Genomic DNA, 24,688 nt, shown 5'->3' with positions numbered 1-24,688 from the left:
TCCAATAGTTCAAAAGCAAATCAAAAGGATGTAATAATTCTATTATTTTAGATAATTAATAAGAGGTTTTTGATAACTATCCCATTTTTTCTCGTGATTATTTAAAAAATTTGCTAATAAATTTGCAATCATTGGTCCAGTAGTTAAACCAGAAGAGCCTAAACCACTGGCGACAATTATGCCATCTGGAAGTTCACCAAAAAAAGGCGCAAAGTCACTGGTGTATGCCCGTGTACCAACTCGTTGGCTATGAGGAAATTGAAATAATTTTTCTGGTTGGATTAAAAAGCTAGCTGCACCTTCAGTTAATTGATGAAAGGCGGCATTCGTTGGTTCCAAATCCCAATTAGCATCATTCTCGTGGGTGGCGCCTAATAAAATTTTTCCATTATTAAAAGGAATCAAATCACTTTCTCCTGCTAACATTGCTACTGGCCAATCGTCACTAGTAAAATTTGTTTCAAAAACAATTAATTGACCCTTTTGCGGACGAATATCCACCTGATAATTTAGTGGAGCTAATAATTCTTTTAAATGAGGCCCCACTGCTAAAACAATTCGATCGTATTGTTCCGGGCCGTGATTCGTCAGCAAAGTTTCAGGATTTTTTATCTGTATCTTTTCATTGCGAAATTGAATATTGGTGGCAATTTTTTTTAAATGATTCAAATAACCTAAACCATCTAATCGTGCGCCTCCGGTAATAAATAAACTTTTTTGCGGTTTTAATAAAGGGAGCATTTCAGCTGTTTCTTGGTTAGACAAAAGATGAATGTCACCAATTTCTGGCGCATCAATTTTTCGGGTCTCAGCTAATTCTGTTAAAGCTGCTAAATTTTCCTCAGGTTGTAAAATTAAGCTACCTACTTGTCGATAGATAGCTTCATCTAATTGGAAATCTTGCGCTAATTTAGGTAATAAAGCAGCGCCTGCTTTTGCTAATTGATACCATTGTTTATTCCGCCTTTTGGAAAGCCAAGGGGAGATGATACCGGCACTGGCTTTGGTTGCTTGACCAGTGGGCTCATCAAATAAAGTAATCTCAAATTTTTCAGACGGCAGGATATTGGCTAAAGTTAATCCGATGATTCCACCGCCGACAATTGCTATTTTTTCCATCGTCATCCTACTTTCTCTATTCATTTTCCCACAGAAAAAAATTTTTTCAAAACATCTTGAATTTTACTTTACCTGTCGTAGTAATTAAGCTATACTAATTACAACGACAGATGAAGTAATTTTAGGAGGGAACAAAATGATCTCTAGCGACGGGATTCGCGGCTATAATGACGTAATCATTTTGTCCATTCTAAACGAAGGGGATTCTTATGGCTACGCCGTTTCAAAAAAAATTCGAGAGATAACCGAAGAGCTTTATGCAATTAAAGAGACCACCTTGTATTCAGCCTTTAATCGATTAGAGAAAAATGGATTGATTGAATCTTATCCTGGCGAAGTTACCCACGGGAAGAAGCGTACGTATTATCAAATTACCGCAGCTGGACAAAATTTTTTGGAAGAAAAAAAACGCGAATGGCAGCAAACAAAAAAAGTTGTGAATCGTTTTATGAAAGAGTGAGGGTGCTATGGATACAATAAAAAATTATTTAGAGACATTATTTTTAGAATTGCCGAAAACAGAAGCCGTCGAAAAAGCTAAAGCTGACTTGTTGGCAAATATGGAAGATCATTATTTTAGTCTAATCGATGAGGGAAAAAGCGAACACGAAGCAATTGGTGCAGTAATTAGTGAATTTGGTTCAGTGGATGAATTACGCCAGACTTTAGAAATTGAAGAGGAACCTGAAGCTGATTTTTTCGAGGATGAAGATGAATTAACCTTGCCAATCGATGAAGAAGAGATGCTGACCTTTTTAGCTGGACGAAAACAGATTGCATTAGGCCTAAGTTTAGGTATTATGTTTACCATCTTAGCTGTAGCTGCCATGATTCTATTTTCCGAAGTAGGGGAAGCTTTAGGAATGTCGATCTTCTTCATTTTTGTGAGTATTGGTGTCGGATTAATTATTTATTATGGTATGCAGTTTCAAAAGATTGATGATCCTTTAAATGACCGAATGATTTCACGAAACCTTGTAAAAAAAGCACAAGCCCTCAAAGGTGAGTACACCAAAAGCTTTACTATTGGCTTAATTTTAGGAATTTGCAGCTGTATTTTATCAGTTGTCCCAATATTTGTTTTTAGCTATGCTGAAAATTTTGGTGCCGCATTATTAATGGCAATGATTTCTATCGGTGTCTTTTTAATTTGTTATAGCAGCATATATTATACTGGTTTCGATAAGTTTGTTGAAAGTCGTTTTTTCGTTGGTGATGAAGACAAGTTAGGTCCCAATGCTAGAAAAGAGAAATATGGAAACAATGCTGAAAAAAAGTACGTAATTGAAAAAATGTATTGGCCAGTTATTGTTGTGACTTATTTTATTTGGTCATTTGTTTTTGATGCTTGGCATATTAGCTGGGTCCTTTTAGTGGCTGGTGGGATTTTATGGAGTGGGATTGAAGCTGTAATAAAGAAAGTATAATAATTAAAGCGCGATTCCGACTTGATTGCCGGAACCGTGCTTTTTTTTAGTAAATTATTATTTAATTGGATAACGAAAAGGCTGAATTGAGATTTTTTAGTTAGCCATTTTTACAATTTTGACTAGAAAAAGAATCAGCTAGGGAACTTAACTGATATTTCTAGGTTTATCCTAACTTAACGATACCTGCGCCGACATTTTTTAAAAACCGTTCATCATGTTCTACAATCAGCATAGTCGGATTGATCCGTACCAACAATTCTTCTAACTGTTTCTGGTTAAAGACGTCCAAATAATTTAGTGGTTCATCCCAAATATATAACTCTGCAGGTTGGGCAAGTGATTTTGCTAGCTCGACTTTTTTTCGTTGTCCCATGCTCATTTGTTCGATTTTATTATGGAAGACATTTCGTTCCATTCCTAGTTTCCGTAAATTATTTAGAAAGGAAGAATAGTCTAATCTTTCTTTTCCAGCAAAAGCTTTTAAGGTACCTTGGTTATCTTCATAATTTTGCCGAACATAACTAATTGCTAGTTTTTGTGGACGTAAAACTTCACCATCTGAAATGCCAGTAAAATTCTCCAGCAAATATTGAATCACACTGGATTTTCCCGAACCATTAGCGCCGGTTAATGCGACAATTTCGCCTTGATTTATTTCAAAGGAGAGGGAAGAAAAGAGGGATTCCATCCCGTAAGATAAACGCAAATTTTCAACTTTTATTAATTGTTTGTGATATGTTGGCTGATAATTCAGACTTAGCTGATCGACGGTCTCAATATTTTTTAATAATCCTTCTTTAGATTCAATCTGACTCTGGATGCGACCTTCCATTTGCTTCGAACGCTTCATCACACGGGCGGCACGAGCACCAATAAAACCAGTATCACCAATCGCACCACTACCTTTTTCAGAAGGCTTACCATATTTATCCTTTTCTCGAGACTGTGACCAAGCTGCTTTTTCAGTAGCGGTTTGTTTAAGGCGACCAATTTCTTTTTTTAATTTACTATTTTCAGCTTGTTCGTAGGAATCTTGTGTTTCTTTTTGTGTTTCGTAAGTCGAAAAATTCCCTTGATAAAGAACGATTTGATTTTTTTCGATAGCTAAAGTGTGGTCGCTTACCTCATCTAAAAAGTTGCGATCATGACTAATAACAATATAACCAGCTTTTTGTTGCAGGTATTTCGCGACTTGTTGGCGGCCTGCTGCATCTAGATGATTGGTGGGTTCGTCAATTAATGGAAAGAAATTTTCTTCAGTAAATAAACAAGCCAGCAATACTTTTGTCTGTTCGCCACCAGATAATGTACTGTAAGGTTGCCATAATAAATCTGGCGATAAGTTTAAATGATTCATCTCTCGCTCTAACTGCCATAGTTCAAAAGAACTGACTTCAGTCAACGCGTCATAAGTTAGTAAATCTTCATTTTGAATGTTCAACGGAAAATAAACCGTCGATAAGGGGATAACGATATCTCCTTGATAAGTTAAGTGTCCCTGCAGTAAACTCAGTAAAGTTGTTTTTCCTCGACCGTTTCGTCCGACTAAACCTAGTTTCCAACTAGAGTCCATCACTAAGTTGACATCATCAAATAATAAATCCCCTTGACCGTCATAGCCAAAAGTTAAGTGTTTTAATTCAATTGTACTCATCTATTCACCCCATTATAAAAAGCCCAAAAACTATTTTCAGAATTTGGGCTTAAGCAGGCGAGTACACAAAAATAGACCTGTCGTTAAATCCCTAAGCCAATCCTGAAAATCTGCCGATAAATCCCTTGGTATTAACCAAAAATTTATATTACTGACAGCTTTCAACATTCACTTAGATTTTCAACGGCAGATCCCTCGTTTCTTTTAATTTCATCACTATTTAAACAAATTTGGGAAGGATTGTCAAAAAAAAGATGGACGTAGCCGCTTCCCCAAACAAACTACGCCCTGGAGTGACCCCCGATAAACGAGGTGAAGAAAAATTCTTCTTCACTTATTATAGTAGCATATTTCAAGGAAAAAAGAGGTTTTAAAGCTTCCTAAATGAGAAAAAAATATCATTTTTTTTGAATAAGTCATAAATCTTTTATAAGTATTGAAAAATTAAAGAACAAAAGTTATCTATAAACTTTTATGAATATTGAATTAATCGATTTTCCAAGGGATAAAAGAGATATATATGTGACGTAATAAAATTATTAAACATCTTATTGACTTTATATAATCATCGTATTAAACTGATGTCAGATCAAATAAACAAATAAAGGAGAATTTTATGAAACGCTGGGTTTATTTATTTTCAGAAGGATCAAAGGAACAAAGAGATTTACTAGGAGGCAAAGGCGCCAATCTAGCTGAAATGACTAAATTAGGCTTGCCGGTACCGACTGGCTTTACCGTAACAACGGAAGCATGCTTACATTATTTAAACAATGGTAACGTGTTAACGGATGATATGAAAGATCAAGTAATGGCATCAGTGATGCAGCTAGAAGAAAAAACAGGAAAATCTTTTGGCGATTTCAAGAATCCATTATTGGTTTCAGTACGTAGCGGCTCAAAATTCTCTATGCCTGGGATGATGGACACCGTTTTAAATCTTGGTTTGAATGACGAAACAGTTGAAAGTTTGGCTCGTAATTCCGAAAATGAACGTTTTGCTTATGATTGTTACCGCCGCTTATTACAAATGTTTGGTGATGTGGTAATGGGCATCGATAATAGTAAATTTGAATCACGGATTACTCAGTTGAAACAATCAGAAGGTTTGAATTTTGATAATGAATTAACTGCTAATCATTGGAAACGAATTGTAAGCGAGTACAAACAACTGTATCGGGAAAATTTAGATCGTGATTTCCCGCAAGATCCTGTTGAACAACTTTATTTAGCTATTGAAGCTGTCTTCGGCAGTTGGAATAATAATCGGGCAAAAACATATCGCCGCTTGCATGACATTTCAGATGATTTAGGTACGGCAGTAAATATTCAAGAAATGGTCTTTGGTAACTTTGGTGAAACTTCCGGCACTGGTGTAGTATTTTCTCGCAATCCATCAAATGGTGAGCCGGGATTATTCGGGGAGTATTTAATCAATGCCCAAGGCGAAGATGTGGTGGCAGGTGTGCGCACGCCAAAACCAATCCAAGTTTTAGCTGAAGATATGCCAGAACAATTTGAACAACTAGATACAATTTGTAAAAATCTCGAAAAACATTATAAAGATATGCAGGATGTCGAGTTTACGATTGAGCGGGGTAAATTATTTATTTTACAAACCCGCAGTGGAAAGCGAACTTCTAAAGCACAATTGACGATTATTCTAGACTTATTTAATGAAGGAATAATCGATGAAGAAACCTTGGTACAACGAATTGAAGCTAAAGATCTAGAAGCAGCTTTGCATCCTAGCTTTGATGTAAAAGCATTAAAAAATCGGGTTCATTTCTTATCTGGTTTGGCAGCAAGTCCTGGTGCAGCAGTCGGCGCGGCTTACTTTACAGCTGAAGCAGCTACTGAAGCTAAGGACCGCGGTGAAAGAGTTATTTTGGTGCGAGAAGAAACTTCACCAGAAGACATTGAAGGAATTGCAGTCGCTGAAGCGGTTGTTACTAGTCGTGGTGGAATGACTTCTCACGCCGCAGTTGTTGCTCGTGGTATGGGGATTTGCTCAGTAGTTGGTTGTGAAGCATTAACAGTTGTTGATGGTGAAAATCGCGGAACTGTTGGTGAAGAAACGATTGAAGAAGGGACCATTCTATCCGTGGATGGGACAGCTGGAAAAATTTATTTCGGTGAAATTCCGATGGAAGAAGTAGCAAATACGGTTGCTTTAGATGATTTACATGAAATTTGGGATCGTCATGTAACCATTAAAGTTCGGGCCAATGCAGAAACACCAAATGATATTGAAACAGCTATGGCCTTAGGCGCGGTGGGAATTGGTTTAGCGAGAACGGAGCACATGTTCTTTGAGAAAACTCGTTTATTGCAGTTCCGTCGCTTGATTTTAGCGGATACTTTGCAAGAACGCCAAGAAGTTTTAAAAGAATTAAAAGAAGTCCAAAAACAAGATTTCAAATTTATGTATCAAGCGGGAGCTGGTAAATCAGAAAATGTTCGTTTACTGGATCCACCATTGCATGAATTTTTACCGAAAACAACTGAGGAATGTCGTGAAGTGGCCAAAGCTTTAGGTAAAACATTAAATGAAGTGAAACGTAAATCGGATAACTTATCTGAAACAAATCCAATGTTAGGTTTCCGTGGATTACGTCTTGGAGTGGCTTACCCAGAAATTTATCAAATGCAAGGAGAAGCAATTGTCGAAGCTGCTTATGAAGTCATGGCAGAGCAAGGATTTGAAATAAAACCAGAAATCATGATTCCATTTACAATTGATGCGACAGAATTTGCGACTGTCCGTCATTCAATTGAAGAAGCAGTCCAAAAAGTCATGGCAGAAAAACAATTGCCGTTAGATTATCAAATCGGTACGATGATTGAAATCCCGCGGGCTTGCTTTGTGGCTGATGAAATTGCTAAACATGCTGATTTCTTCAGCTTTGGTACCAATGACTTAACTCAAATGGTTCTAGGTTTGTCCCGTGATGATTCACCAAGAATTGTAACGCAGTACCTAGATGCTGGCATCTTCCAAGATGATCCTTTCCAAGTTATCGACGAAGCAGGTGTGGGTGCGATGATTAAGATTGCGATTGAAAATGGTCATAAAACCAATCCTAATTTAAAAATTGGTATATGTGGTGAAGCAGCTGCACATCCGAAGTCAATCGAATTTTTAAGTACGCTACCAATTGATTATATTTCTTGCTCGCCATTTAGAATTCCGCAAGCAAAAATGAAATTGGCTCAAGTTCGCGTAGAAGAAACTATCAAATAACAATTGTCAGACAATTCAAATAGCTTGTATAAAAATTGAAAGTTTATTCAAAAAGAGATGGAAGAAATTTTCATCTCTTTTTCTTCGTCTTCTTACGATTATTTAATTATTAGAAGAATTTCACTTTTTAAATGAAAAAATTAGATTTTTTCTCACCAAATCCAGTAAAAAGTAATTTGTAAACGGTGCCAATATCCGATATAATTATAGTTAGGGCGATAACGATGCTAATGAGCAAAAATAGCTCTTTAGTATGCTAGCTTTGGTAACTGAATAGGTTTAATTATCATAAAAATGGGAAATTAAAATTTTTTTATGAGAAATTTGTTATTTTCAGAATGACACAGAAAACGATTTAGCGTATAATGTTTTGCGGAGGAGGTGAACTTTTCTGCGACTTTGGTTAGGAGAAATAACAACGTTTGTTGTATTATAGTCAGTTGCTCATGATTTTTTCATGACTGAGGTGACTAAACAAAATTAATCTTTATTCAGTCAGACTAGCGGTTTGACCCAAGTTTTTTTCTTATGATCTAACAAGTAGCTTAACTTGTTAAATAAATATGGAAGCAGGGATAGACAATGACAATCGATTGGCAAAAAGAAGTAGAAGCACGCAAAGATGATTTACTTCGTGATTTAGGCGACTTAATCAGAATTAATAGTGTGCGAGACGTGGAACATGGAACTAAAGAAGAACCTTTAGGACCTGGACCATCTAAAGCGTTATATGAAATGTTGGATATCGCTAAACGTGATGGTTTTGAAACGAAAAATGTTGCCAATGTAGCAGGACACATTGATTACGGTGAAGGCGATGACATGGTAGGTTTATTAGGTCACGTGGACGTAGTACCAGTTGACGACAATTGGGATACAGATCCTTTCGAACCAGTAATCAAAGATGGTAAATTATACGCTCGTGGTTCTAGCGATGATAAAGGTCCATTAATGGCTTCTTATTATGCTATGAAAATTATTAGAGACTTAAAATTACCAATCTCTAAAAAAATCCGCATCATCATCGGTACAGATGAAGAAAGTGAATGGTATGGTATCCATCGTTATATGGAAACTGAAGAAATGCCTAAATTTGGATTCTCACCAGACGCTAACTTCCCAATTATCAATGGTGAAAAAGGAATTTTATCTTATGTCGTAACATTTGCTGACAAAGCAGCTGACCACGGTGACTTTGATTTAGTAAGCATGAAATCTGGCTTACGTACAAACATGGTACCAGGGGATGCTACTGCTGTTCTTAAAGTGAACGAAGGTAACGTTGCTGACATGAAAGCAGCTTTTGAAAAATTCATTGCTGACAACAGTCTAAAAGGTGAATTTAAAGAAGAAGGCGGAAATGTAACAATCACTGTAATTGGTAAAGGTGCACACGCACAAGAACCTAAATTCGGTGTGAACTCAGCTACTTTCTTAGCAGACTTCTTAAAAGGCTACAAATTAGATTCAAATGGTCAAAACTATATCAACACAATCGCAAATTACATGCACTTAGATTACACAGGTAAAAAATTAGGTGCTTATCACAAACATGATGTAATGGGTGAATCTACTGCATCAGCGAACTTATTTGATTACACAAACGACGGTGTGAAAAACATTACTATTAATGTCCGCCATCCAGAAGGTATCACTAAAGATGAAATCATGGACAACATGGTAGGAATCTTAAAAGATGCTGATGTATCAATTGAAATCGTTGGCGATATTAAAACACCTCATTATGTACCAGGTGACGATCCATTAGTTCAAACACTATTAGCTGTTTACGAAGATCACACTGGTGAAAAAGGACATGAAATGACAATTGGTGGCGGTACTTACGGCCGAATCCTAGAACGTGGTGTTGCTTATGGCGCAATGTTCCCTGGTGAAGAAAACGTAATGCACCAACCAAATGAATATATGCCGATTGATAGTTTATTAAAAGCGACAGCGATCTATGCGGATGCTATTTATCGTTTAGCTAAATAAAAAGGGAGTTCTGTGTGGAGTCCTTTTTTCAGGGCTCCTCACTTTTTAAATGAAAAAAGGTAGGGTATGAAAGAAGGGATAGGTAAAATGAAAAAATTGTCAAAAGGTGCATATGGCGGTGTCGCTGGTAAGGATTATGTACCATACGTAGAAGAAAAGCCTAAAAAGGCTGGTTCTACCATCATCTTAATTTTAGGGATTTTATTAGCTGCTTTATTTGCCGCTTCAACTGCTTACTCAGGGATGAAAGCCGGTTTAACAGTAGCAGCAGGGATTCCAGGTGCAATTATTGGTTCAGGTCTAGTGGCCGTATTAGTAAAACCTAGAACAATCCTAGGAAAGAACTTATTACAATTAATGTCAAGTGGTGGTGAATCTGTAGCCTCTGGTATGATCTTCGTATTACCTGCCGTAGTTTTAGTCGGTGGTAAAATCAACTTTATCCAAGGTGTCGGTTTAGGTGTCGGCGCAGTATTACTTGGTGTTGGTGTGTTCTCATTAGTTCAAGAATACATGTTAGTTGAAGAACATGGTAAATTGGTCTATCCAGAAGCAATGGCGATTTCTGAAACGTTAGTTGCCTCAGATACTGGTGGCGATTCTCTTAAATATATGGGAATAGGTTTTGGTATCGGTGGGGTAATTACTGCTTTAACTGGTTCTGTATTTGGTATTATGAATAACGTTATTGGTTATACAAATGAACAATTCTACAAATGGAATTTCCAAATGGAAGTTAATCCACTGTTAGCTGGTATTGGTTTCATCGTAGGGATGGACGTATCTTTACTAATGTTTGCTGGTTCAATCTTAGCTAACTTTGCAATTGCGCCATTATTAGGTTATTTCATGGGTATGGCTGGTCCTGGTGCATTTACTTGGGACAACGCAAGTCAATTATTAAGTGCAGCTGACTTTTCAGTAATCTCTGGTTCTTATGTACGTTACATCGGAGCTGGTATGATGATTTCTGGTGGTTTAATTGGTGCAATTAAATTAATTCCGACTATTGTAACTTCAATTTCTGCAACTTTAAAAGGTCGCAAATCTGAAGGTGCTGAAGCAAATGAAGGCGGCGGCGGAATCTTACCATTATTAATTGGTGCAGTTGTTGCAATCGTAATGGGCTTCGTTATTACTGGAAGCATTTCAATGGCACTTATTGGTGGTATTTTATCAATTATCTTAAGTTTACTATTCGTTATCGTAGCCGGACGTTTAACTGGTACAATCGGTACATCTAACTTACCGGTATCAGGTATGACAATCGCGTCAATGGTTATCTTAACTTTAGTATTCGTAGTAATGGGCTGGACTTCAGCTGAAAATACGCAACAATTACTATTATTTGGTACCTTTATCGTGTTGGCAATCTCTGTTGGTGGTGGTTACTCACAATCACAAAAAGTTACTTTCGTTATGGGTGGTAACTTAAATGAAGGTCGTCGCTACTTCATGATCGCTGGTATCGTGGGTGTTGTTATCGTTACTGGTATGATGGTAATCTTAACACCTCAATTAGCTATTACAGGTGCGAACCCACCATTTGGTTTACCACAAGCGAACTTAATGGCAACATTAACTTCAGGTATTATTTCAGGTAGCTTACCATGGCACATGGTTATCGCTGGTATCGCAATGGGTATCGTATTAACATTGATGAAAGTTCCAGTAATGACATTTGCGATTGGTTTTTACTTACCAATTTCTACGACTTCAATCATTTTAGTTGGGGCATTAATCCGTGTATTAATCGAACGATTAAACAAAAAAGAAGCTGTCGAAGTCGGCGAAGAAAGAATTACTTTGGGTGTCAGCTTATCATCTGGTTTAATCGCTGGTGGTTCAATCATCGGTTTAATCGGAATTATCTTACAAGTAACTGGTATTGTTACTCCAGGAACACCAACTGGTTTCTTAGGTGGTAATGGTGCAGGTGTCCTTATCTTGATCGTCTTAGTAATTGCGATTATCGTTCCATTATTAAGCGTAAAGAAAGTGAAAAGTAATGACTAATCAGCAACCTGCTGTGAATGAAGAAACAGCTCGTTTGCTGCAAAGAGTTTATCGTATCAAAGATACAATTCATTATGAAGTTCGGGATGGCGTGGTTTTTATCATTAAAGAAAATAATGCCAAAATCCAAAAAGTCTTACGGAAAATTCGCTATAAGATTCCAAAAACATCTGAGATGGAATTGGATGAATATGGTAGTTTCATTTTTCAACAAATTGATGGCGTTAGAACAGTTGGTGAAATTGCTGAATTGCTAGGGGATGCAATCGAAGAAGCAAATAACCAATTGTATGATCGTCTGATCATTTATATGCATCATTTAGAGAAAAATGAGAAATATATTGAATTGGTAAAGAAATAAGAAAAAAAGGCCGTTCTAGCCAAAGCTAGAACGGCCTTTTTGCGGTTCAGTTAGAATGCTGCAATTAAAAAGTCGATTCCTGAAATCATAAAATAAAAACCAACTAAAAATGAAATCGTAAGTGCTGAAGCAGCGGCATTGAATAATAGCATGAAGCCTAAGACAACCCCTAAAATATTGATAATTATTTTAAACCAATAATAACCAGTACTCATTTCCTTAACCGCCCCAGCCATCAATAATTCTCCAAGAGAATCAATAATGAACCATGCAGCAAAGACATAAGGTAAAGCAATAATTCCAGCAGTTGTGTTAAATAGTAGGAAAATACCCAAAATGACATCAATAATACCTAAAACTAATAACCAAGTCGCTTTTTGACCAGTAAATCTTGCCAAACGACGACGTAAGCCAATTTGAAAAATCCCTTCTAAAATGGCTGAAATAGCGAATAAGAAAACAATTGCTAAAAGACTACTCAAAGGGTTTTTAAAAACCATTAATGAAGTCAAAATAAACAAAATTCCTAACAGAAACTCTCCCCAATTAAATTTGCGTTGATTTGCTACCATAATAAATCATTCCTTTCCATCTCCATAAAATAAGTGTAGCCCTAAAAAAGAATTCTGGAAAATATAAACCATTGAAATGAAAATCAAATGAGAGAAAAACTAAAAAAACAGTGCCTAAACAAGATTTAATAAATCTAAAAAAAATACTGATAAATGAATAATTATTAAGGAGAAAGAGTATATTTAGTTGGCTGATAAAATCTCATTATTTATAACTATTTGAAAAATATTTCTTAATGTTTCATATTCGAGAAACAATTAGTCTTAAAACCAAATAATCATGGTATTTACGGATATCCATCTCTTTATGTGCTAAAAGAGTTCTTATTTAAAATGTGGATAACTCTATTCACTAGAGTGTCTTTTAAGGAAGATAATTGAGATAAAGTAGTGACCATTTCTATTATTAAAATTAACGAATATATCAAGAAAAATAAAATATTATTTTGTAAATTATTTACTTAGATTTATTTCCCCCAATTTTTATATTCAAATAATTTTGATAGCTCAGTAAATTATTCCTTAAAATATAAATATTAAAATTTCTATTCTGAATATATTTTTGAAAAACAATCGTTATTGATATTTTTTTAGCATAATCTAATAATTTATTTATAAGAGTTGATAAGCATAAAATAATATTGTTTAAAAAAAGTCATAATGTAAATATTATTAGACTTTTTATGATTTAAAAATAATAATAATTAGGGCAGGGGGAATAAAATTTGTGATAAAAATAAGTTATCCGTTATTATTGTTTCTTCTTTCTTTTATGGGGATATCAGAGGGAGTAGCAGCTGAAAGTACTGAGGTTGAAAGTTCCACTACACAGACGACTGAAGAGATACAACAAAGTGAAACAAAAACAAGTCAATCAAAAAAGAAAGAATCAGAAGAAACAACCCAATCTACTTCATCGGAAGAATCTCATAGCGACGTAATAGAAGGGGATAACATTGGCACACAAATAATAGGTGATGGGACCCAGATTAATCCGTTTGAAGTTTATTCTACTACTGATTTAGAAGATGCTATTAGCAGTGGCAATGTCGATCCTGGTACGGGAATAAAGTATGTTCAATTAAAAAATGATATTCTCATTAGTCGAGATAACACGCCTAATTTAACAATTAATACAAATATTGAATTGAACGGAATTAAGGATCCTGCTCAACTAAGCTCACCTGAAAATTATTATACGCTAAATTATTCTGCGGCTGTTACTGGTACGATGATTAAAACTGGAACCGCATCGTCGGGCTTAAATGTCACTTTTAAGAATTTAAATATTGGATCAGAACAATACCCTAATAATACTAATTGGGGATTTGTCAGACTTTATGGACCAAACCATACTCTGAATGTTGAAAATATTAATTACAATATCACACAGAGAGGTAGTCAACCTTTTAAATCTCATGGACAAGATTGTACATTAAATATTAGTGGAACGAATTTATATAATAGTCCTAATTACACAGCAGCTTCTGGAGGTGAATTCGTAGAAGGTTATAGATATGTAAATTTTAAAAAAGGTAGTAATACCAAGATTATTAATTACACAGCTGAATACACAGCATTTTTTTATATGTATACAGCTTCGAAATTAAATGTGACAGTTGAGGAAGATGCTAATGTAGACATCGATTCCGCAAGATGGTTCATGTTTTATACTGGGAGAACTGGCTCCGGCGTACCTAGACAAAGACTTACTCTGGAAAAAAATGCTAACTTCACTTATAAGGTACGCGATAATTTTCCAACTATGAGAAACGAACTTATCGAAGGAAATGAGGGAGTTGATTTATACATGTATGAAGGTTCCTCATTTAAATACTTAACTAGGGACAAACCCATTAATATAAAGGATGGTCTCTACGTGCAAGCTTTTGATCCGGCTAGCATGTACATTGGTAAATCTGATGACGCTACTTATAGTGGTGGAGCACTTGTTGGAAATGGTAGGGCGAATAATCAAGTAGTTGTCTGGAACAGAGGACGAAATTTTTACCAAGCGATTACTAGTAATAACGTAATCAATAGCACAGTTCCATCTTGGCATGCCGATCCGATTAATAATAGTGTGTACTTTATCAGAACTGATGGAGGATTCATAGGTAAAGACTGGATAGAATATTTACCTTCCATGTCATTAGATAGTGTTTCTGCTACTTCAGAAGTAGGGAATAAGTTGAGTAGAGTCTTAAGTAATGTTTATGGCTTTACAACTGGTTTACAAGGAGAGTGGACGTTCAAAACAGAGTACGTGTTATCAAAAACACCTTATTCTGATAGTGATGGTCGTCTTGATTATACAGGATTAAACGAGGTTTTTAACGCACAAGATAAACCGGGGGGCGTGTATACATTCACAGGAACTGATAAGGACACTCAGGGGGGTTTCGAAGATTTATTGGCTCAAGATTATTATATTTACGGACGTGTCACAGCTACTAGAACAAGTGATAATTATTCAAGTTCCACGTTATGGGTAACAAACACTGGTTTAGGAGTTGAACTTCAACCTGTCAATGTACCGCAACACATCGCAACAGTCTTTCCAATGTCTATGCGATTTCATAGTTTAGAAGGACCAGTAGTGACTAGAAAAGAAGATACTTATCACGTAGAAAGTTACAGTAATGTACCTACGTATATTAAGATGACAGACGTGTCTGTTGGTGATAATAGTGATCCAACCGTATCCCTCGTGGAAAATGTAACAGAGGACGCAAATTTCTTAAAGCTAGATCTTTTGGCAACCTTACCGTCAACTTCTGAGGTAACTTGGCCTGCATATAGCAAAGGAAATGGACAGGTACTTCAACTATCGCCTTATTTTGAAACTGATGCTAAAGCTGAAATCAAGTTTAGTGGAGACTACTCAGGACCTTATTATTCTGTTAAAAAGGTGAATTACAATATTAAGTTTAACATTAGCGATACCAATTCTTAGGGGGAGAAGTAAGTGCAAGATACTCATCAACAATCAGAAAATCAGGATAATAAAAAGAAGAAACGACTCTTGCTTTTACTATTAGCTTTGTTGCTTTTAGCGGCGGGCTATCTGATTTATGATCATTTCTTTAAAGCAGAGATATCAACGACAGTGGTTGCAGGTGATTTCTTACCGGATGGTAAAGATGCTTCAAAAATGACTGAAAAAGAAATTTCAGATTTTGCCCAATCGGCAGTTGATAAAAGTCAATTTAATATGCGTATTGTATCAGAAGCTAACATTGATCAAAATACAATGACAGGTGAATTAGCGATTCAAAATCCACCTAGTAATGCACAACCAGTCAATGTTGTTGTGACAGTCGATGATACAGGTGAGGTAGTTTATAATTCTGGTGCAATTCAACCAGGAGAAGAAATCCGATCAGCCACATTGGAAAAAGAGCTTGAACCTGGAAACTATCCAGCTACAGCAACCTTCAATGTTTATGATCCAGATTCAAAAAAGAAACAAGGCGAAGTTCAATCGGTATTAACCTTAATGGTTCAATAATATAATACAAAAAAAGGAGAGTTTTACAATGAAAAAATTTTTAACAGGTGCTATTTTATTTTCAGGAGTTTTAGGATTTGCAGCAGGTGCCTCAGCGGTCGAAACTCCTGATAATCCAAGCGCGGGTTCAAAAACCGTAATTGACCAATCAGATACAACGGTTGAAGTTGAAGGAACTTTAGGAATGGATAATACTGATCCTACAGCTCCAATCCCAGAAGATGATATAAAATGGGTGAATGTGACTGTTCCAATGAAAACAATTTTCTACAGTGTGGGTAGTTCAACTAGTGTCTCATCTCCAACTTATACAATTAAAAATAATTCTGGTCGACCTGTAACAGTTACAGCAAATAGTTTTGCAACACAATCATCAGGAGATCTTACTGCTGTAACAAGTCTAGATGTTGCTCTAAATGTAACAAATGGTCCGACAGTGAACGTTATCACTGATGGTGCAGCTAATATTGCAACACCGACTGATCTAGGTGAATTAGCAAATAGCGAAGGCAAATTAAATGAAGCTGATGCTGAAGATTCGGAATCACAAGAATTAACTTTTGGATATTCAGGTAGTTTTACTGCAGGTGACGTAACAAGTACAATTACTGAAACTTACGATCTTGGATTGAAATTTGCTCCAACTGCATGGTAATTAGCATTTTTTAAGAGGGGGCAACAAGATGGATAGCCAAATTGAAGTTCATGGCACATTGGGCGTTGCACCAACTGAAGAAAAGTTACCTGTGACGAATGTGAGTAAACCAACGCGTACATTCCAAGAGGTAAAAGTTTATCAAGGTTCGCTACCAAAAACCAATCAATTACCAGAAAGCAGTTTATTGTTTTTAGGCGTAATTTTGTGTTTGATAGCGATTGTGCTAGGAAAACTTAAAAAAATTCAGCAGAAACCAATTTGCTGAACGATCTTTTTTAGTTAAGTGATTGATTTGCTGAAGAGTGTAATTGACGATAGTATTTAATATTTCTTCCAAAGAAATCATTATGGAACTCGTCAAATGATTTGAAAGAAGTAGGATATTGATTACGCTGGTCACGCCACATTTTTAAGGCATCCGTTTTTAACTTATTGTGTAATTCTTTTTCGGAAATGATTTTGCTGCTGTTATTGTTTATAAATAATTTCATTAATAATAACCCCTTTGACATTTTTTCTAACTTTTATTATACATTTTCACACTGGAAAATAAAAGTTATATAACATGTCATATCTTAGGTTTTTTGATTATTATTATATCAATAAAAGAATTTGTCGATGATATTATTAATTTATAAAAATAACTCAACTACATTTTTATTTGAATTACACTCGTTATTATATAGAATCGTTTTGATAATTAAAATTGGTAGTATCATATTTGAAGTTGTATTTATTGCCTAAAATATATTTTGCAATATGCAGGCTACGATCACTGGATCTTTCTAAGTTGGAGCTGATATCAATCAATAATACCCCATCGGCTGCACGACCTTGGCCGGTATTCATTAGCTTGACATATTTTTCGCGTAATAAGTCAACAATCTGATTAATTTCTTGCTCTCGTTGTAACATTTTTTGTGCCAATTCAGTGTCATCATTTCGTAAAACAGCTAAAGCATCGCGAATATTTTTCGCTACTTTTTCAAATAATTGAGTCAAATCTTCATCTAATAAAAGATAGGTTTCACGATTATTGTTGCTAGTTTTTTTCGCACGTTTTTCTTTTTGCCGCTGTTGAGTTTCTAATTCGATCGATTCAGCTAAGTCTTGAATAATATTTTTACAGTGATCGCCCATTCGCTCAAAATCTTTGGAAAATTCTAGTAGCATCGCTTGTTTTTGACTTTCTAGTGGAGAAAGGGAAGCCGTTGAAATTTTGGCTAAATAATCGGTTAAGGCGACATCGTAATGGTTAATGGCATCCTCGTACTGCATAACGTCTTCGTAGTATTCATCTTTATTTAAACGATAGTATTTGTGAGCGCCTTCCAAAGCTTGGAGGACATAGCTGCCCATTTGTAAAATTTCTGCGGTAGCTTGTTCAATCGCCATAGCTGGAGCAGTTTGAATCAGTTGCTCGTTTAAAGTAACTGTTCGAATATTTAAATTTTTCTCGGTACCTGGGACTATTTTTTTCACTAATTTTTCAATCTGTGGAATAAATTTAAACTGTAGTAATAAGTTGGAGATATTAAATAAACCGTGAGCAAAGGCAATTTGCATCGCTGGGTTTAGATTTAATTGACTGGTTATCGCCATCACCACTTGAGTAAAAGGTGCCAATAATAAGGTGAATATAATGGCGCCAACTAAATTAAAAAAGACATGTGAGGCAGCTGTACGCTTAGCAGCGACACTAGCACCTAACGCAGCAATTACTGCGGTAATCGTTGTTCCAATATTATCACCAAATAAAATCGGTAAAGCGGCAGCTAAATTTAAACTACCTTGCATATAAAGCTGCTGTAAGATCCCGATGGTAGCACTGGAACTTTGCAAAACCATGGTTTTAAAAGGGTTCCAATTAAGACACCTAAAACAGGATAGTCAGCGACATTTAGCATTAATTGATGGAATTGTGGTAAGTCTTTTAAAGGAGCCATACTATTTCCCATTAATTCTAAACCGAAAAATAATGCCCCAAAGCCAAATAATACTTGACCAATATTTTGAAAATTTTTCCCTCGAGTAAAAAATAAAAGTAAGGCTCCAACACCGATAATTGGTAAAGAATAGGCACCTAAATCAAAACCAATAATAAAGGCGGTGACGGTTGTACCGACATTGGCGCCCATAATGACGCCAATCGCTTGTTTTAAGCTCATAAAGCCGGCGCTGACTAATCCAACTGCTAAAACGGTTGTACCAGAACTACTTTGAATTAACCCGGTTACGATGATTCCTGCTAACACAGCTCGTAGTGGAGTAGAAGTAAAGCGGTTCAAAATTTCTCTCAGACGATTACCAGCAGCTTTTTGTAAACCATCCCCTAAATATTTAATCCCGAATAAGAAAATTCCTAATCCCCCGAGAAAAGTAAAAAACATCTCTTGATATGACATGATTACCTCCATTTAAAAACGTTCTATCTATAAAATAATAAAAATCGGAGCAAAATGAAAGCCTTTTATTAAAAATAATTTTGTGAATTTTTTGTTGTTTTGACTTGAGAATTATTTATTAAAGAATGTTTTGAAATCTTGCTGGTTTTCTTATATCATTAAAGTAAGAAATGAGATAACGTAAATTGATCGGAGGAGATTTTAATGAAAGTCGTTTTTCATGTTGATGAGTTAGAGAAATTGAGACAAGCCCGCCACAGTATCGAAAGTTTGCTGTTAGATGAACCAAAATGCCAAGTTATTTTAGTGATTAATGGAGAAGCTATTCAAGGCTATTTGTTGCCAAAAATGACAAAATTTATTAAAGAGTATCCGAATGTAGAATTTCATGCATGTCACAAATCAATGCGCGGTTTCCAAGTTCGAACCAAACAATTATCTGAAAAAATTAAAGTTGTACCAGCTGGCATTACTGATTTGGTTCGTTTGCAGGCTGAAGGCGCCCACTATATCAAATGCTAACTAGTCCAAGATTAAGTTATCGCGAATTTACTGATAATGATTTCGATAAGCTAAAAGAAATTTTGCAAAATCCAATGTTAATGTTGCTGGGATGGCAAAAAACTTTTGATGATGAGGGCGATACCATTTGGTTAGAAAAGATTCAAGCGCAATATCGAGATTTTGGTTCCAGCTATTTTTTAATTGAAGAAAAAGAATCTGGAGAGTTTGTAGGAATGATTGGTGTGCTACCAATAGATTTATTCGAACAGCAGCAAATCGAAATGGCGTATCTAATTAAGCCTGAATTTCAAGGTCGAGGTTATGCATTTGAAGCAGCCCAATCAGCGGAATCATTTATTTTTCAAGAACTGCAGGCTGAGGAATATATTGCACAGTTTGTGGTAGAAAATATTTCTTCAAAAAGAATCGCTGAAAAGTTAGGAATGCATTTTTGGCGAAGCTATGATCGGACAGATCAAGCGGAAACGCGTAAACATCTAATTTATCGTAAAACAGTAGGGCAAAAATAAATCATCTGTTGATTATTTTTGCCCTATTGATTTTTTAAAAGTAAGGAGAATATATGGTACACAATAAGATTTTGATTGTAGAAGATGATCAAAAAATCAGCCAAATTATTCAATCAGAGTTGAAAAAGTGGAATTATCAAGTACAAGGAATTAATGATTTCCAAAATGTTTTACAAGAATTTGCAGCTTTCCAACCTGATCTGGTGTTATTAGATATCTCATTACCGTATTTCAATGGGTATCACTGGTGTCAAGAAATCCGTAAAACATCTACAGTACCAGTTATTTTCCTGTCTTCAGCTAATGACAAAATGAATATGCTGATGGCGATGAATATGGGCGGAGATGATTTTATCGGAAAACCAGTTGATTTAGAAATATTGACAGCAAAAATTCAAGCAACCTTTCGACGGGCTTATCAGTTTAACGAAACACCACAAGAAATGGTTTATAAAGCAGTGAAACTGAATGTGTTAACTGGTGAACTTTTTTACAAGGGACAGTTGGTTCGTTTAACGCCGAATGAAACGAAAATCGTGGCTATCTTGTTTCAGCATCCTGAACAGGCCGTTTCAAAAGAAACCATCATGGAGAAACTATGGGAAAGTGAAGAATTTATCAGTAAGAATACATTGACTGTCAATCTGACCCGCTTAAGAAAAAAACTAAGCGCCAGTGGCTTACCGGTATTGATTCATACGATAAAAGGGGTCGGTTATATGCTAATGATGTCTGATGATTAGAAAAAATATGTATTTTATGAAGCAGCTTCTTAAAGAAAACGCTGGTGTTATTTGGCTCTATATTTTAGTAGTTGTATTATTTGCCAGCACTTTTTTTCTTTATGATATTCCGACAAATGTTTATCAAGATGCCATAATTTTTACTTTTCCGTTGTTAATCATATTTCTGTTAATTCGAGGAATCAAATTAACTAGGAAACATCAAAAATTGCAGCATTTGTTGCAAGAACCGATTTTAAATGATTGGCACAAACAAGAGGAAGAATTTTTAACTATTCTTGAAAGTGACTATCAAGAAATTATTACAAAAGTGACCCGGCAAACCCGAGACATGCAGGAGCAACAAGAAAAACAAGAAAAAGAGTTGATGGATTATTACAGTCTTTGGACCCATCAAATAAAAACACCACTGGCAGCCTTGGATTTAATGATTCAAACCTTTGATCAGCCGCAAAAAAACGCTATGCAAGAAGAAACATTCAAAATTCAGCAATATTTAGAGATGATGCTGCAGTATTTGAGAATGCAGTCGATTCAACAAGATTTTCGTTTCGAAGTTATCTCGATCGAAAAAGTAGTTAAAAATGTTGTGAAAAAATATGCTCGTTTTTTCATTCATAAAGATTTAGAAGTAGATCTGACCCAGTTGACTGGTGAAATTATTACTGACGAAAAATGGTTTAGTTTTATCTTGGAGCAAATCATTTTTAATGCGATTAAGTATACGCAAATTGGAAAAATCACGATTTATACACCGGTTGATCGTCCTCAAGAAATCGTCATTAAAGATACCGGACAAGGGATTTTAGCGGAAGATATTCCCCGTGTATTTCAAAGAGGTTTTACTGGATATACTGGTCGACAAAATCAAAAAGCCAGTGGGTTGGGTTTATTTATGAGTCAAGAGATTGCCCAAGAACTGGGATTAAATCTGCGTCTAACCTCAAAAGTCGGTGTTGGTACAGAAGTAACTATTGACAGTTCGAAGCTGCAGACCTTTTCTTTAGAGTAAGCTTACAAAAATGTAGGATTGGAGCAATTGATTGTCACTGTTTTTTACCGTTGATCGCCCTTAAACTAAAAGTATCAATAAAAAGAGAAGGGGCAAACAAATGACATTATTAGAAGTAGAACATTTAAAAAAAGTTTACCAACCTAGACTTAGTAATTTACAAGTAGCAGCCTTGAAAGATATTACATTTACGGTCGACAATGGAGAATACATCGCCATCATGGGAGAATCAGGCTCAGGAAAAAGTACCTTGTTAAATATCTTGGCGACTTTGGACCAAGCTTCTAGTGGTCGCGTACTACTGCAAAAAAAAGATCTAAGTCGGATTCCAGAAGGAGAGTTAGCGAAGTTTCGACGGGAACATTTAGGTTTTGTTTTTCAAGATTTTAATTTACTCGATACCTTTAATGTGAAAGATAATATTTTTCTCCCCTTAGTGTTATCGCGAGTGGCCGTCAAAGAAATGAAAAAGCGGATTGAACCATTAGTGAAAGCCTTACAAATTGATGAACTATTAAACAAATTTCCTTATGAAATCTCTGGTGGACAAAAACAACGTGTAGCGGTGGCAAGAGCTTTAATTACAAAGCCAGACTTAGTGTTGGCTGATGAACCAACAGGTGCTCTAGATTCCCGCTCGGCAGATGCTTTACTGCAATTATTTGATCAAATCAATCGTCAAGGTCAGACAATTTTGATGGTGACCCATAGTGCCATTGCAGCAAGCCATGCACAACTTGTCTTATTTATTAAAGATGGCCAAATTTTTCATCAGCTTTATCGCGGTGATAATAGTCAAGAGGAATTTGTCACTCGAATTACTGAAACGACGACCGTCCTGTTAACAAAGGAGGTCTAGCGATGTTTTATTTTAAATTAGCTTGGGGAAACTTACGAAAAAACAATACAGTCTACTTGCCATTTTTAGCTTCAATGACTTATTTAGTAATTATGAATTTATTGATGCAAGTGATGGTGAATAATCCTGGAATGCGCTCGATGCCAAGTGCTATGACAGTTCATTCGATGTTTAGTTTTGGTAATGTTGTGATTATTATTTTTTCAATTATCTTCTCCTTTTATACCAATAGTTTTCTGATAAAACGGCGCCAAAAAGAGCTAGGATTATATAACATTTTAGGGATGGACAAAAAATCGTTAAGCTTCATGCTAGCGATTGAGAGCTTGTTGAGCTTGATAGCTGTTCTGCTTGTTGGATTGATTTCAGGAAGTATTATTGCAAAATTTTTATTTTTAGTATTGAAGAAAATGACTGGCTTTGGTGAAGATTTCGTTTTTCATCTTTCGCTATCAATGTTTGTAGTAGTGACGGTATTTTTTGTGGTTTTATTTTTATTATTGCTGGTAACAAATATTCTTCAATTGATGAAAACAAACCCTATTGAATTAATGAAAAAGGGAGAAGCAGGTGAAAAAGAGCCGAAAAGTCATTGGTTCCTCACTTTAATCGGCTTAATTTCTTTAGGCAGTGGTTATTATATTTCTTTAACATTAGAATCACCCATTGCAGCACTTAGCGTCTTTTTTGTAGCAATCATTTTGGTAATCATTGGAACATATTTATTAATGATTACAGCTAGTGTGACAATCTTGAAATTTTTAAGAAATAAGGAAACTCTATATTATCGTCCCAAACCATTTATCAATATTTCTGGAATGATTTATCGAATGAAACAAAATGGCGCTGGCTTGGCAAGTATTTGTATATTATCAACCATGGTATTGGTGACCGTAGCTTCCACAGCTGGCTTATATTATGGTAAAGAAGATATCGTCAAACAGCGTAATCCTAGCGATGTGAGTTTTACTACCCAATTGGTCAATGATCAGGTCCAACCGCAATTAAATCAACTTGCTAAAGAACATCAGCTGAAGGTTGATGATAGTTTGAAAGTGGATACGCCTAATATTAACTTAGTCCAACAAAAGGGAACCCGATTTCAAGTTTTTAATGGTAACGATCAAACGCAAAATGGGTTGGTGGCTTTGAAGATCTGGACTGAAGATGATTATTATCAGATGACTGGAAAAAAAGCAAATTTAACAGAGAATCAGATATTGTTTTATCCAGTTACGGGAGAATATTCAGGAAAAACAATCAGCTTTGGCGATGAAACCTATTCGATAAAAAAACAAATTGAAAGTTTAAAGCTACAACCTAAAATAAATGATATTTACAATTCCTATATTTTGTTTGTAAAAAATACTGAATCTGTCGAAAAGATATATTCGGCTTTGGAAACAACGGGAGCACAGGAACCATTAGCCTATTCAACCGAGGTGATGATGAACGTGTCTGGTAGCCAAAAAAATCAAAAGGAATTCACTGACGGAGTATTTAGTTATCAAGAACAGCTAAATCAAGAACTCTCACAACAAGAATTACCAAGTCCTTCTATGCCATATGCTAGAGCCTCCGAGATAGAAAGAGACCGACAAGAAGCTAATCAATTTACGGGCGGATTTTTATTTATTGGCGTTGTTTTCGGGATTAGTTTTACTGTCGCCGCTGCCTTAATCATCTATTACAAGCAGGTATCTGAAGGTTATAGTGATGCCAACCGTTTTGAAATTATGCAAAAAGTTGGTTTAAGTCACCGAGAAGTCAAACAAACGATTAAAAGCCAAATTCTAATGGTCTTTATTTTACCAATTCTATTAGCCGTCATTCATTTAACTATCGCCTTGCCGATCATTCGCAAATTGTTAATTCTCTTTGGTTTAACCAATAATCAATTGATTACGATTGTAACGGTGATTGTGGTGGCAATATTTACACTATGTTATCTATTCTTTTATTGGCAGACATCAAAAGTTTATTATCGTATCGTGAAAAGAAATTAGTCGTACATTTACCGAAGTGAAAATCGCTTCGGTTTTTTTGCGGATCAAATTGACAAGTGAAAATAATAC

The 24,688-nt window shown here is 35.6% G+C and carries 20 protein-coding genes and 1 pseudogene; 16 read left to right on the top strand and 5 right to left on the bottom strand.

Going from position 1 to position 24,688, the window contains the following annotated elements; translation table 11 throughout:
- Positions 1-42: 42 nt before the first annotated feature.
- The gene (locus ID741_RS15745; RefSeq protein ID WP_438720688.1) at positions 43-1,119 is read right to left on the bottom strand and encodes an NAD(P)/FAD-dependent oxidoreductase; all 1,077 of its coding nucleotides are present in this window, start codon (positions 1,117-1,119) and stop codon (positions 43-45) included.
- Positions 1,120-1,255: 136 nt separating this feature from the next.
- Between ID741_RS15745 and ID741_RS15740 the strand changes: the two genes are divergently transcribed.
- Together ID741_RS15740 and ID741_RS15735 are read left to right on the top strand one after the other, a co-directional pair.
- Entirely contained in the window at positions 1,256-1,579 is a 324-nt protein-coding gene (locus ID741_RS15740) for a PadR family transcriptional regulator (protein ID WP_218325755.1), read from the top strand.
- Between the two features lie 7 nt (positions 1,580-1,586).
- A complete protein-coding gene (locus ID741_RS15735; protein WP_438720686.1) occupies positions 1,587-2,546 on the top strand; it encodes a permease prefix domain 1-containing protein in 960 nt (319 codons plus the stop codon).
- A gap of 166 nt (positions 2,547-2,712) precedes the next feature.
- Here the strand turns inward: ID741_RS15735 and abc-f are convergent, their stop codons facing one another.
- Positions 2,713-4,203, bottom strand: coding sequence for a ribosomal protection-like ABC-F family protein (abc-f, locus tag ID741_RS15730; RefSeq protein ID WP_438720685.1), 1,491 nt, complete (start codon positions 4,201-4,203; stop codon positions 2,713-2,715).
- A 616-nt stretch (positions 4,204-4,819) separates the two neighbouring features.
- Here abc-f and ppdK point away from each other — a divergent pair.
- The 4 genes from ppdK (at position 4,820) to ID741_RS15710 (ending at position 11,819) form a co-directional block, all read left to right on the top strand.
- The gene (ppdK, locus tag ID741_RS15725) at positions 4,820-7,447 is read left to right on the top strand and encodes a pyruvate, phosphate dikinase (protein WP_438720684.1); all 2,628 of its coding nucleotides are present in this window, start codon (positions 4,820-4,822) and stop codon (positions 7,445-7,447) included.
- 582 nt (positions 7,448-8,029) lie between these two features.
- Positions 8,030-9,442, top strand: coding sequence for a dipeptidase PepV (pepV, locus tag ID741_RS15720; protein ID WP_438720683.1), 1,413 nt, complete (start codon positions 8,030-8,032; stop codon positions 9,440-9,442).
- An 87-nt stretch (positions 9,443-9,529) separates the two neighbouring features.
- A complete protein-coding gene (locus ID741_RS15715) occupies positions 9,530-11,458 on the top strand; it encodes an OPT/YSL family transporter (protein ID WP_218325760.1) in 1,929 nt (642 codons plus the stop codon).
- A complete protein-coding gene (locus ID741_RS15710) occupies positions 11,451-11,819 on the top strand; it encodes a PqqD family protein (protein WP_438720681.1) in 369 nt (122 codons plus the stop codon). Before ID741_RS15715 ends, ID741_RS15710 begins: the two co-directional genes overlap by 8 nt.
- 50 nt (positions 11,820-11,869) lie before the next feature.
- On the opposite strand, the gene ID741_RS15705 is transcribed toward ID741_RS15710, so the two are convergent.
- The gene (locus ID741_RS15705; RefSeq protein ID WP_218325762.1) at positions 11,870-12,391 is read right to left on the bottom strand and encodes an HdeD family acid-resistance protein; all 522 of its coding nucleotides are present in this window, start codon (positions 12,389-12,391) and stop codon (positions 11,870-11,872) included.
- A gap of 772 nt (positions 12,392-13,163) precedes the next feature.
- On the opposite strand from ID741_RS15705, the gene ID741_RS15700 reads away from it, so the two are divergent.
- Genes ID741_RS15700 through ID741_RS15685 form a run of 4 tightly spaced genes read left to right on the top strand, consistent with a single transcriptional unit; the run spans position 13,164 to position 16,825 of the window.
- Positions 13,164-15,347 carry a hypothetical protein gene (locus ID741_RS15700; protein WP_438720680.1) on the top strand — a complete coding sequence of 728 codons (2,184 nt, stop codon included), beginning with the start codon at positions 13,164-13,166 and terminating at the stop codon, positions 15,345-15,347.
- 12 nt (positions 15,348-15,359) lie between these two features.
- Positions 15,360-15,902 (top strand): hypothetical protein, encoded by a 543-nt coding sequence (locus ID741_RS15695; protein ID WP_438720679.1) that lies wholly within the window; start codon positions 15,360-15,362, stop codon positions 15,900-15,902.
- A 28-nt stretch (positions 15,903-15,930) separates the two neighbouring features.
- Positions 15,931-16,557 carry a hypothetical protein gene (locus ID741_RS15690; protein WP_438720678.1) on the top strand — a complete coding sequence of 209 codons (627 nt, stop codon included), beginning with the start codon at positions 15,931-15,933 and terminating at the stop codon, positions 16,555-16,557.
- Positions 16,558-16,585: 28 nt separating this feature from the next.
- The gene (locus ID741_RS15685; protein ID WP_218325764.1) at positions 16,586-16,825 is read left to right on the top strand and encodes a hypothetical protein; all 240 of its coding nucleotides are present in this window, start codon (positions 16,586-16,588) and stop codon (positions 16,823-16,825) included.
- A 10-nt stretch (positions 16,826-16,835) separates the two neighbouring features.
- Here the strand turns inward: ID741_RS15685 and ID741_RS15680 are convergent, their stop codons facing one another.
- A complete protein-coding gene (locus ID741_RS15680) occupies positions 16,836-17,051 on the bottom strand; it encodes a hypothetical protein (RefSeq protein ID WP_438720677.1) in 216 nt (71 codons plus the stop codon).
- A 187-nt stretch (positions 17,052-17,238) separates the two neighbouring features.
- A pseudogene (locus tag ID741_RS15675) lies at positions 17,239-18,965 on the bottom strand (Na/Pi cotransporter family protein).
- A gap of 204 nt (positions 18,966-19,169) precedes the next feature.
- On the opposite strand from ID741_RS15675, the gene ID741_RS15670 reads away from it, so the two are divergent.
- The 6 genes from ID741_RS15670 to ID741_RS15645 all read left to right on the top strand — a co-directional run bounded on the left by ID741_RS15670 (position 19,170) and on the right by ID741_RS15645 (position 24,619).
- Complete coding sequence (locus ID741_RS15670; RefSeq protein ID WP_218325767.1) at positions 19,170-19,487, top strand: DsrE family protein; 318 nt, start codon at positions 19,170-19,172, stop codon at positions 19,485-19,487.
- Positions 19,481-19,999, top strand: coding sequence for a GNAT family N-acetyltransferase (locus ID741_RS15665; RefSeq protein ID WP_438720676.1), 519 nt, complete (start codon positions 19,481-19,483; stop codon positions 19,997-19,999). The genes ID741_RS15670 and ID741_RS15665 overlap by 7 nt, the downstream gene beginning before the upstream one ends.
- A gap of 53 nt (positions 20,000-20,052) precedes the next feature.
- Positions 20,053-20,742, top strand: a complete 690-nt coding sequence (locus ID741_RS15660) for a response regulator transcription factor (RefSeq protein ID WP_438720675.1) — start codon at positions 20,053-20,055, stop codon at positions 20,740-20,742.
- Positions 20,735-21,754, top strand: a complete 1,020-nt coding sequence (locus ID741_RS15655) for a sensor histidine kinase (protein WP_438720674.1) — start codon at positions 20,735-20,737, stop codon at positions 21,752-21,754. Before ID741_RS15660 ends, ID741_RS15655 begins: the two co-directional genes overlap by 8 nt.
- Before the next feature lie 100 nt (positions 21,755-21,854).
- Positions 21,855-22,613: an ABC transporter ATP-binding protein gene (locus tag ID741_RS15650; RefSeq protein WP_438720673.1), complete on the top strand. Its 759-nt coding sequence runs from the start codon at positions 21,855-21,857 to the stop codon at positions 22,611-22,613.
- 2 nt (positions 22,614-22,615) lie between these two features.
- Entirely contained in the window at positions 22,616-24,619 is a 2,004-nt protein-coding gene (locus ID741_RS15645) for an FtsX-like permease family protein (protein ID WP_438720672.1), read from the top strand.
- Positions 24,620-24,688: the final 69 nt, after the last annotated feature.

The organism is Enterococcus sp. AZ103 (assembly GCF_051714685.1).
GTDB classification, from domain to species: domain Bacteria; phylum Bacillota; class Bacilli; order Lactobacillales; family Enterococcaceae; genus Enterococcus_A; species Enterococcus_A alishanensis.
Note: the sequence above shows the minus strand (reverse complement) of the source record. Positions and strands in the feature narration are given on the sequence as shown.

Bases quoted from the DNA above. Each gene is read 5' to 3' on its own strand.
- ID741_RS15700 (WP_438720680.1), top strand. From the start codon at position 13,164: ATGGGGATATCAGAGGGAGTAGCAGCTGAAAGTACTGAGGTTGAAAGT.
- ID741_RS15670 (WP_218325767.1), top strand. From the start codon at position 19,170: ATGAAAGTCGTTTTTCATGTTGATGAGTTAGAGAAATTGAGACAAGCC.
- ID741_RS15705 (WP_218325762.1), bottom strand. From the start codon at position 12,391: ATGGTAGCAAATCAACGCAAATTTAATTGGGGAGAGTTTCTGTTAGGA.
- ppdK (WP_438720684.1), top strand. From the start codon at position 4,820: ATGAAACGCTGGGTTTATTTATTTTCAGAAGGATCAAAGGAACAAAGA.
- ID741_RS15655 (WP_438720674.1), top strand. From the start codon at position 20,735: ATGATTAGAAAAAATATGTATTTTATGAAGCAGCTTCTTAAAGAAAAC.
- ID741_RS15645 (WP_438720672.1), top strand. From the start codon at position 22,616: ATGTTTTATTTTAAATTAGCTTGGGGAAACTTACGAAAAAACAATACA.
- pepV (WP_438720683.1), top strand. From the start codon at position 8,030: ATGACAATCGATTGGCAAAAAGAAGTAGAAGCACGCAAAGATGATTTA.
- ID741_RS15710 (WP_438720681.1), top strand. From the start codon at position 11,451: ATGACTAATCAGCAACCTGCTGTGAATGAAGAAACAGCTCGTTTGCTG.
- ID741_RS15665 (WP_438720676.1), top strand. From the start codon at position 19,481: ATGCTAACTAGTCCAAGATTAAGTTATCGCGAATTTACTGATAATGAT.
- ID741_RS15660 (WP_438720675.1), top strand. From the start codon at position 20,053: ATGGTACACAATAAGATTTTGATTGTAGAAGATGATCAAAAAATCAGC.
- ID741_RS15650 (WP_438720673.1), top strand. From the start codon at position 21,855: ATGACATTATTAGAAGTAGAACATTTAAAAAAAGTTTACCAACCTAGA.
- abc-f (WP_438720685.1), bottom strand. From the start codon at position 4,203: ATGAGTACAATTGAATTAAAACACTTAACTTTTGGCTATGACGGTCAA.
- ID741_RS15745 (WP_438720688.1), bottom strand. From the start codon at position 1,119: ATGGAAAAAATAGCAATTGTCGGCGGTGGAATCATCGGATTAACTTTA.
- ID741_RS15690 (WP_438720678.1), top strand. From the start codon at position 15,931: ATGAAAAAATTTTTAACAGGTGCTATTTTATTTTCAGGAGTTTTAGGA.
- ID741_RS15680 (WP_438720677.1), bottom strand. From the start codon at position 17,051: ATGAAATTATTTATAAACAATAACAGCAGCAAAATCATTTCCGAAAAA.
- ID741_RS15735 (WP_438720686.1), top strand. From the start codon at position 1,587: ATGGATACAATAAAAAATTATTTAGAGACATTATTTTTAGAATTGCCG.
- ID741_RS15715 (WP_218325760.1), top strand. From the start codon at position 9,530: ATGAAAAAATTGTCAAAAGGTGCATATGGCGGTGTCGCTGGTAAGGAT.
- ID741_RS15685 (WP_218325764.1), top strand. From the start codon at position 16,586: ATGGATAGCCAAATTGAAGTTCATGGCACATTGGGCGTTGCACCAACT.
- ID741_RS15740 (WP_218325755.1), top strand. From the start codon at position 1,256: ATGATCTCTAGCGACGGGATTCGCGGCTATAATGACGTAATCATTTTG.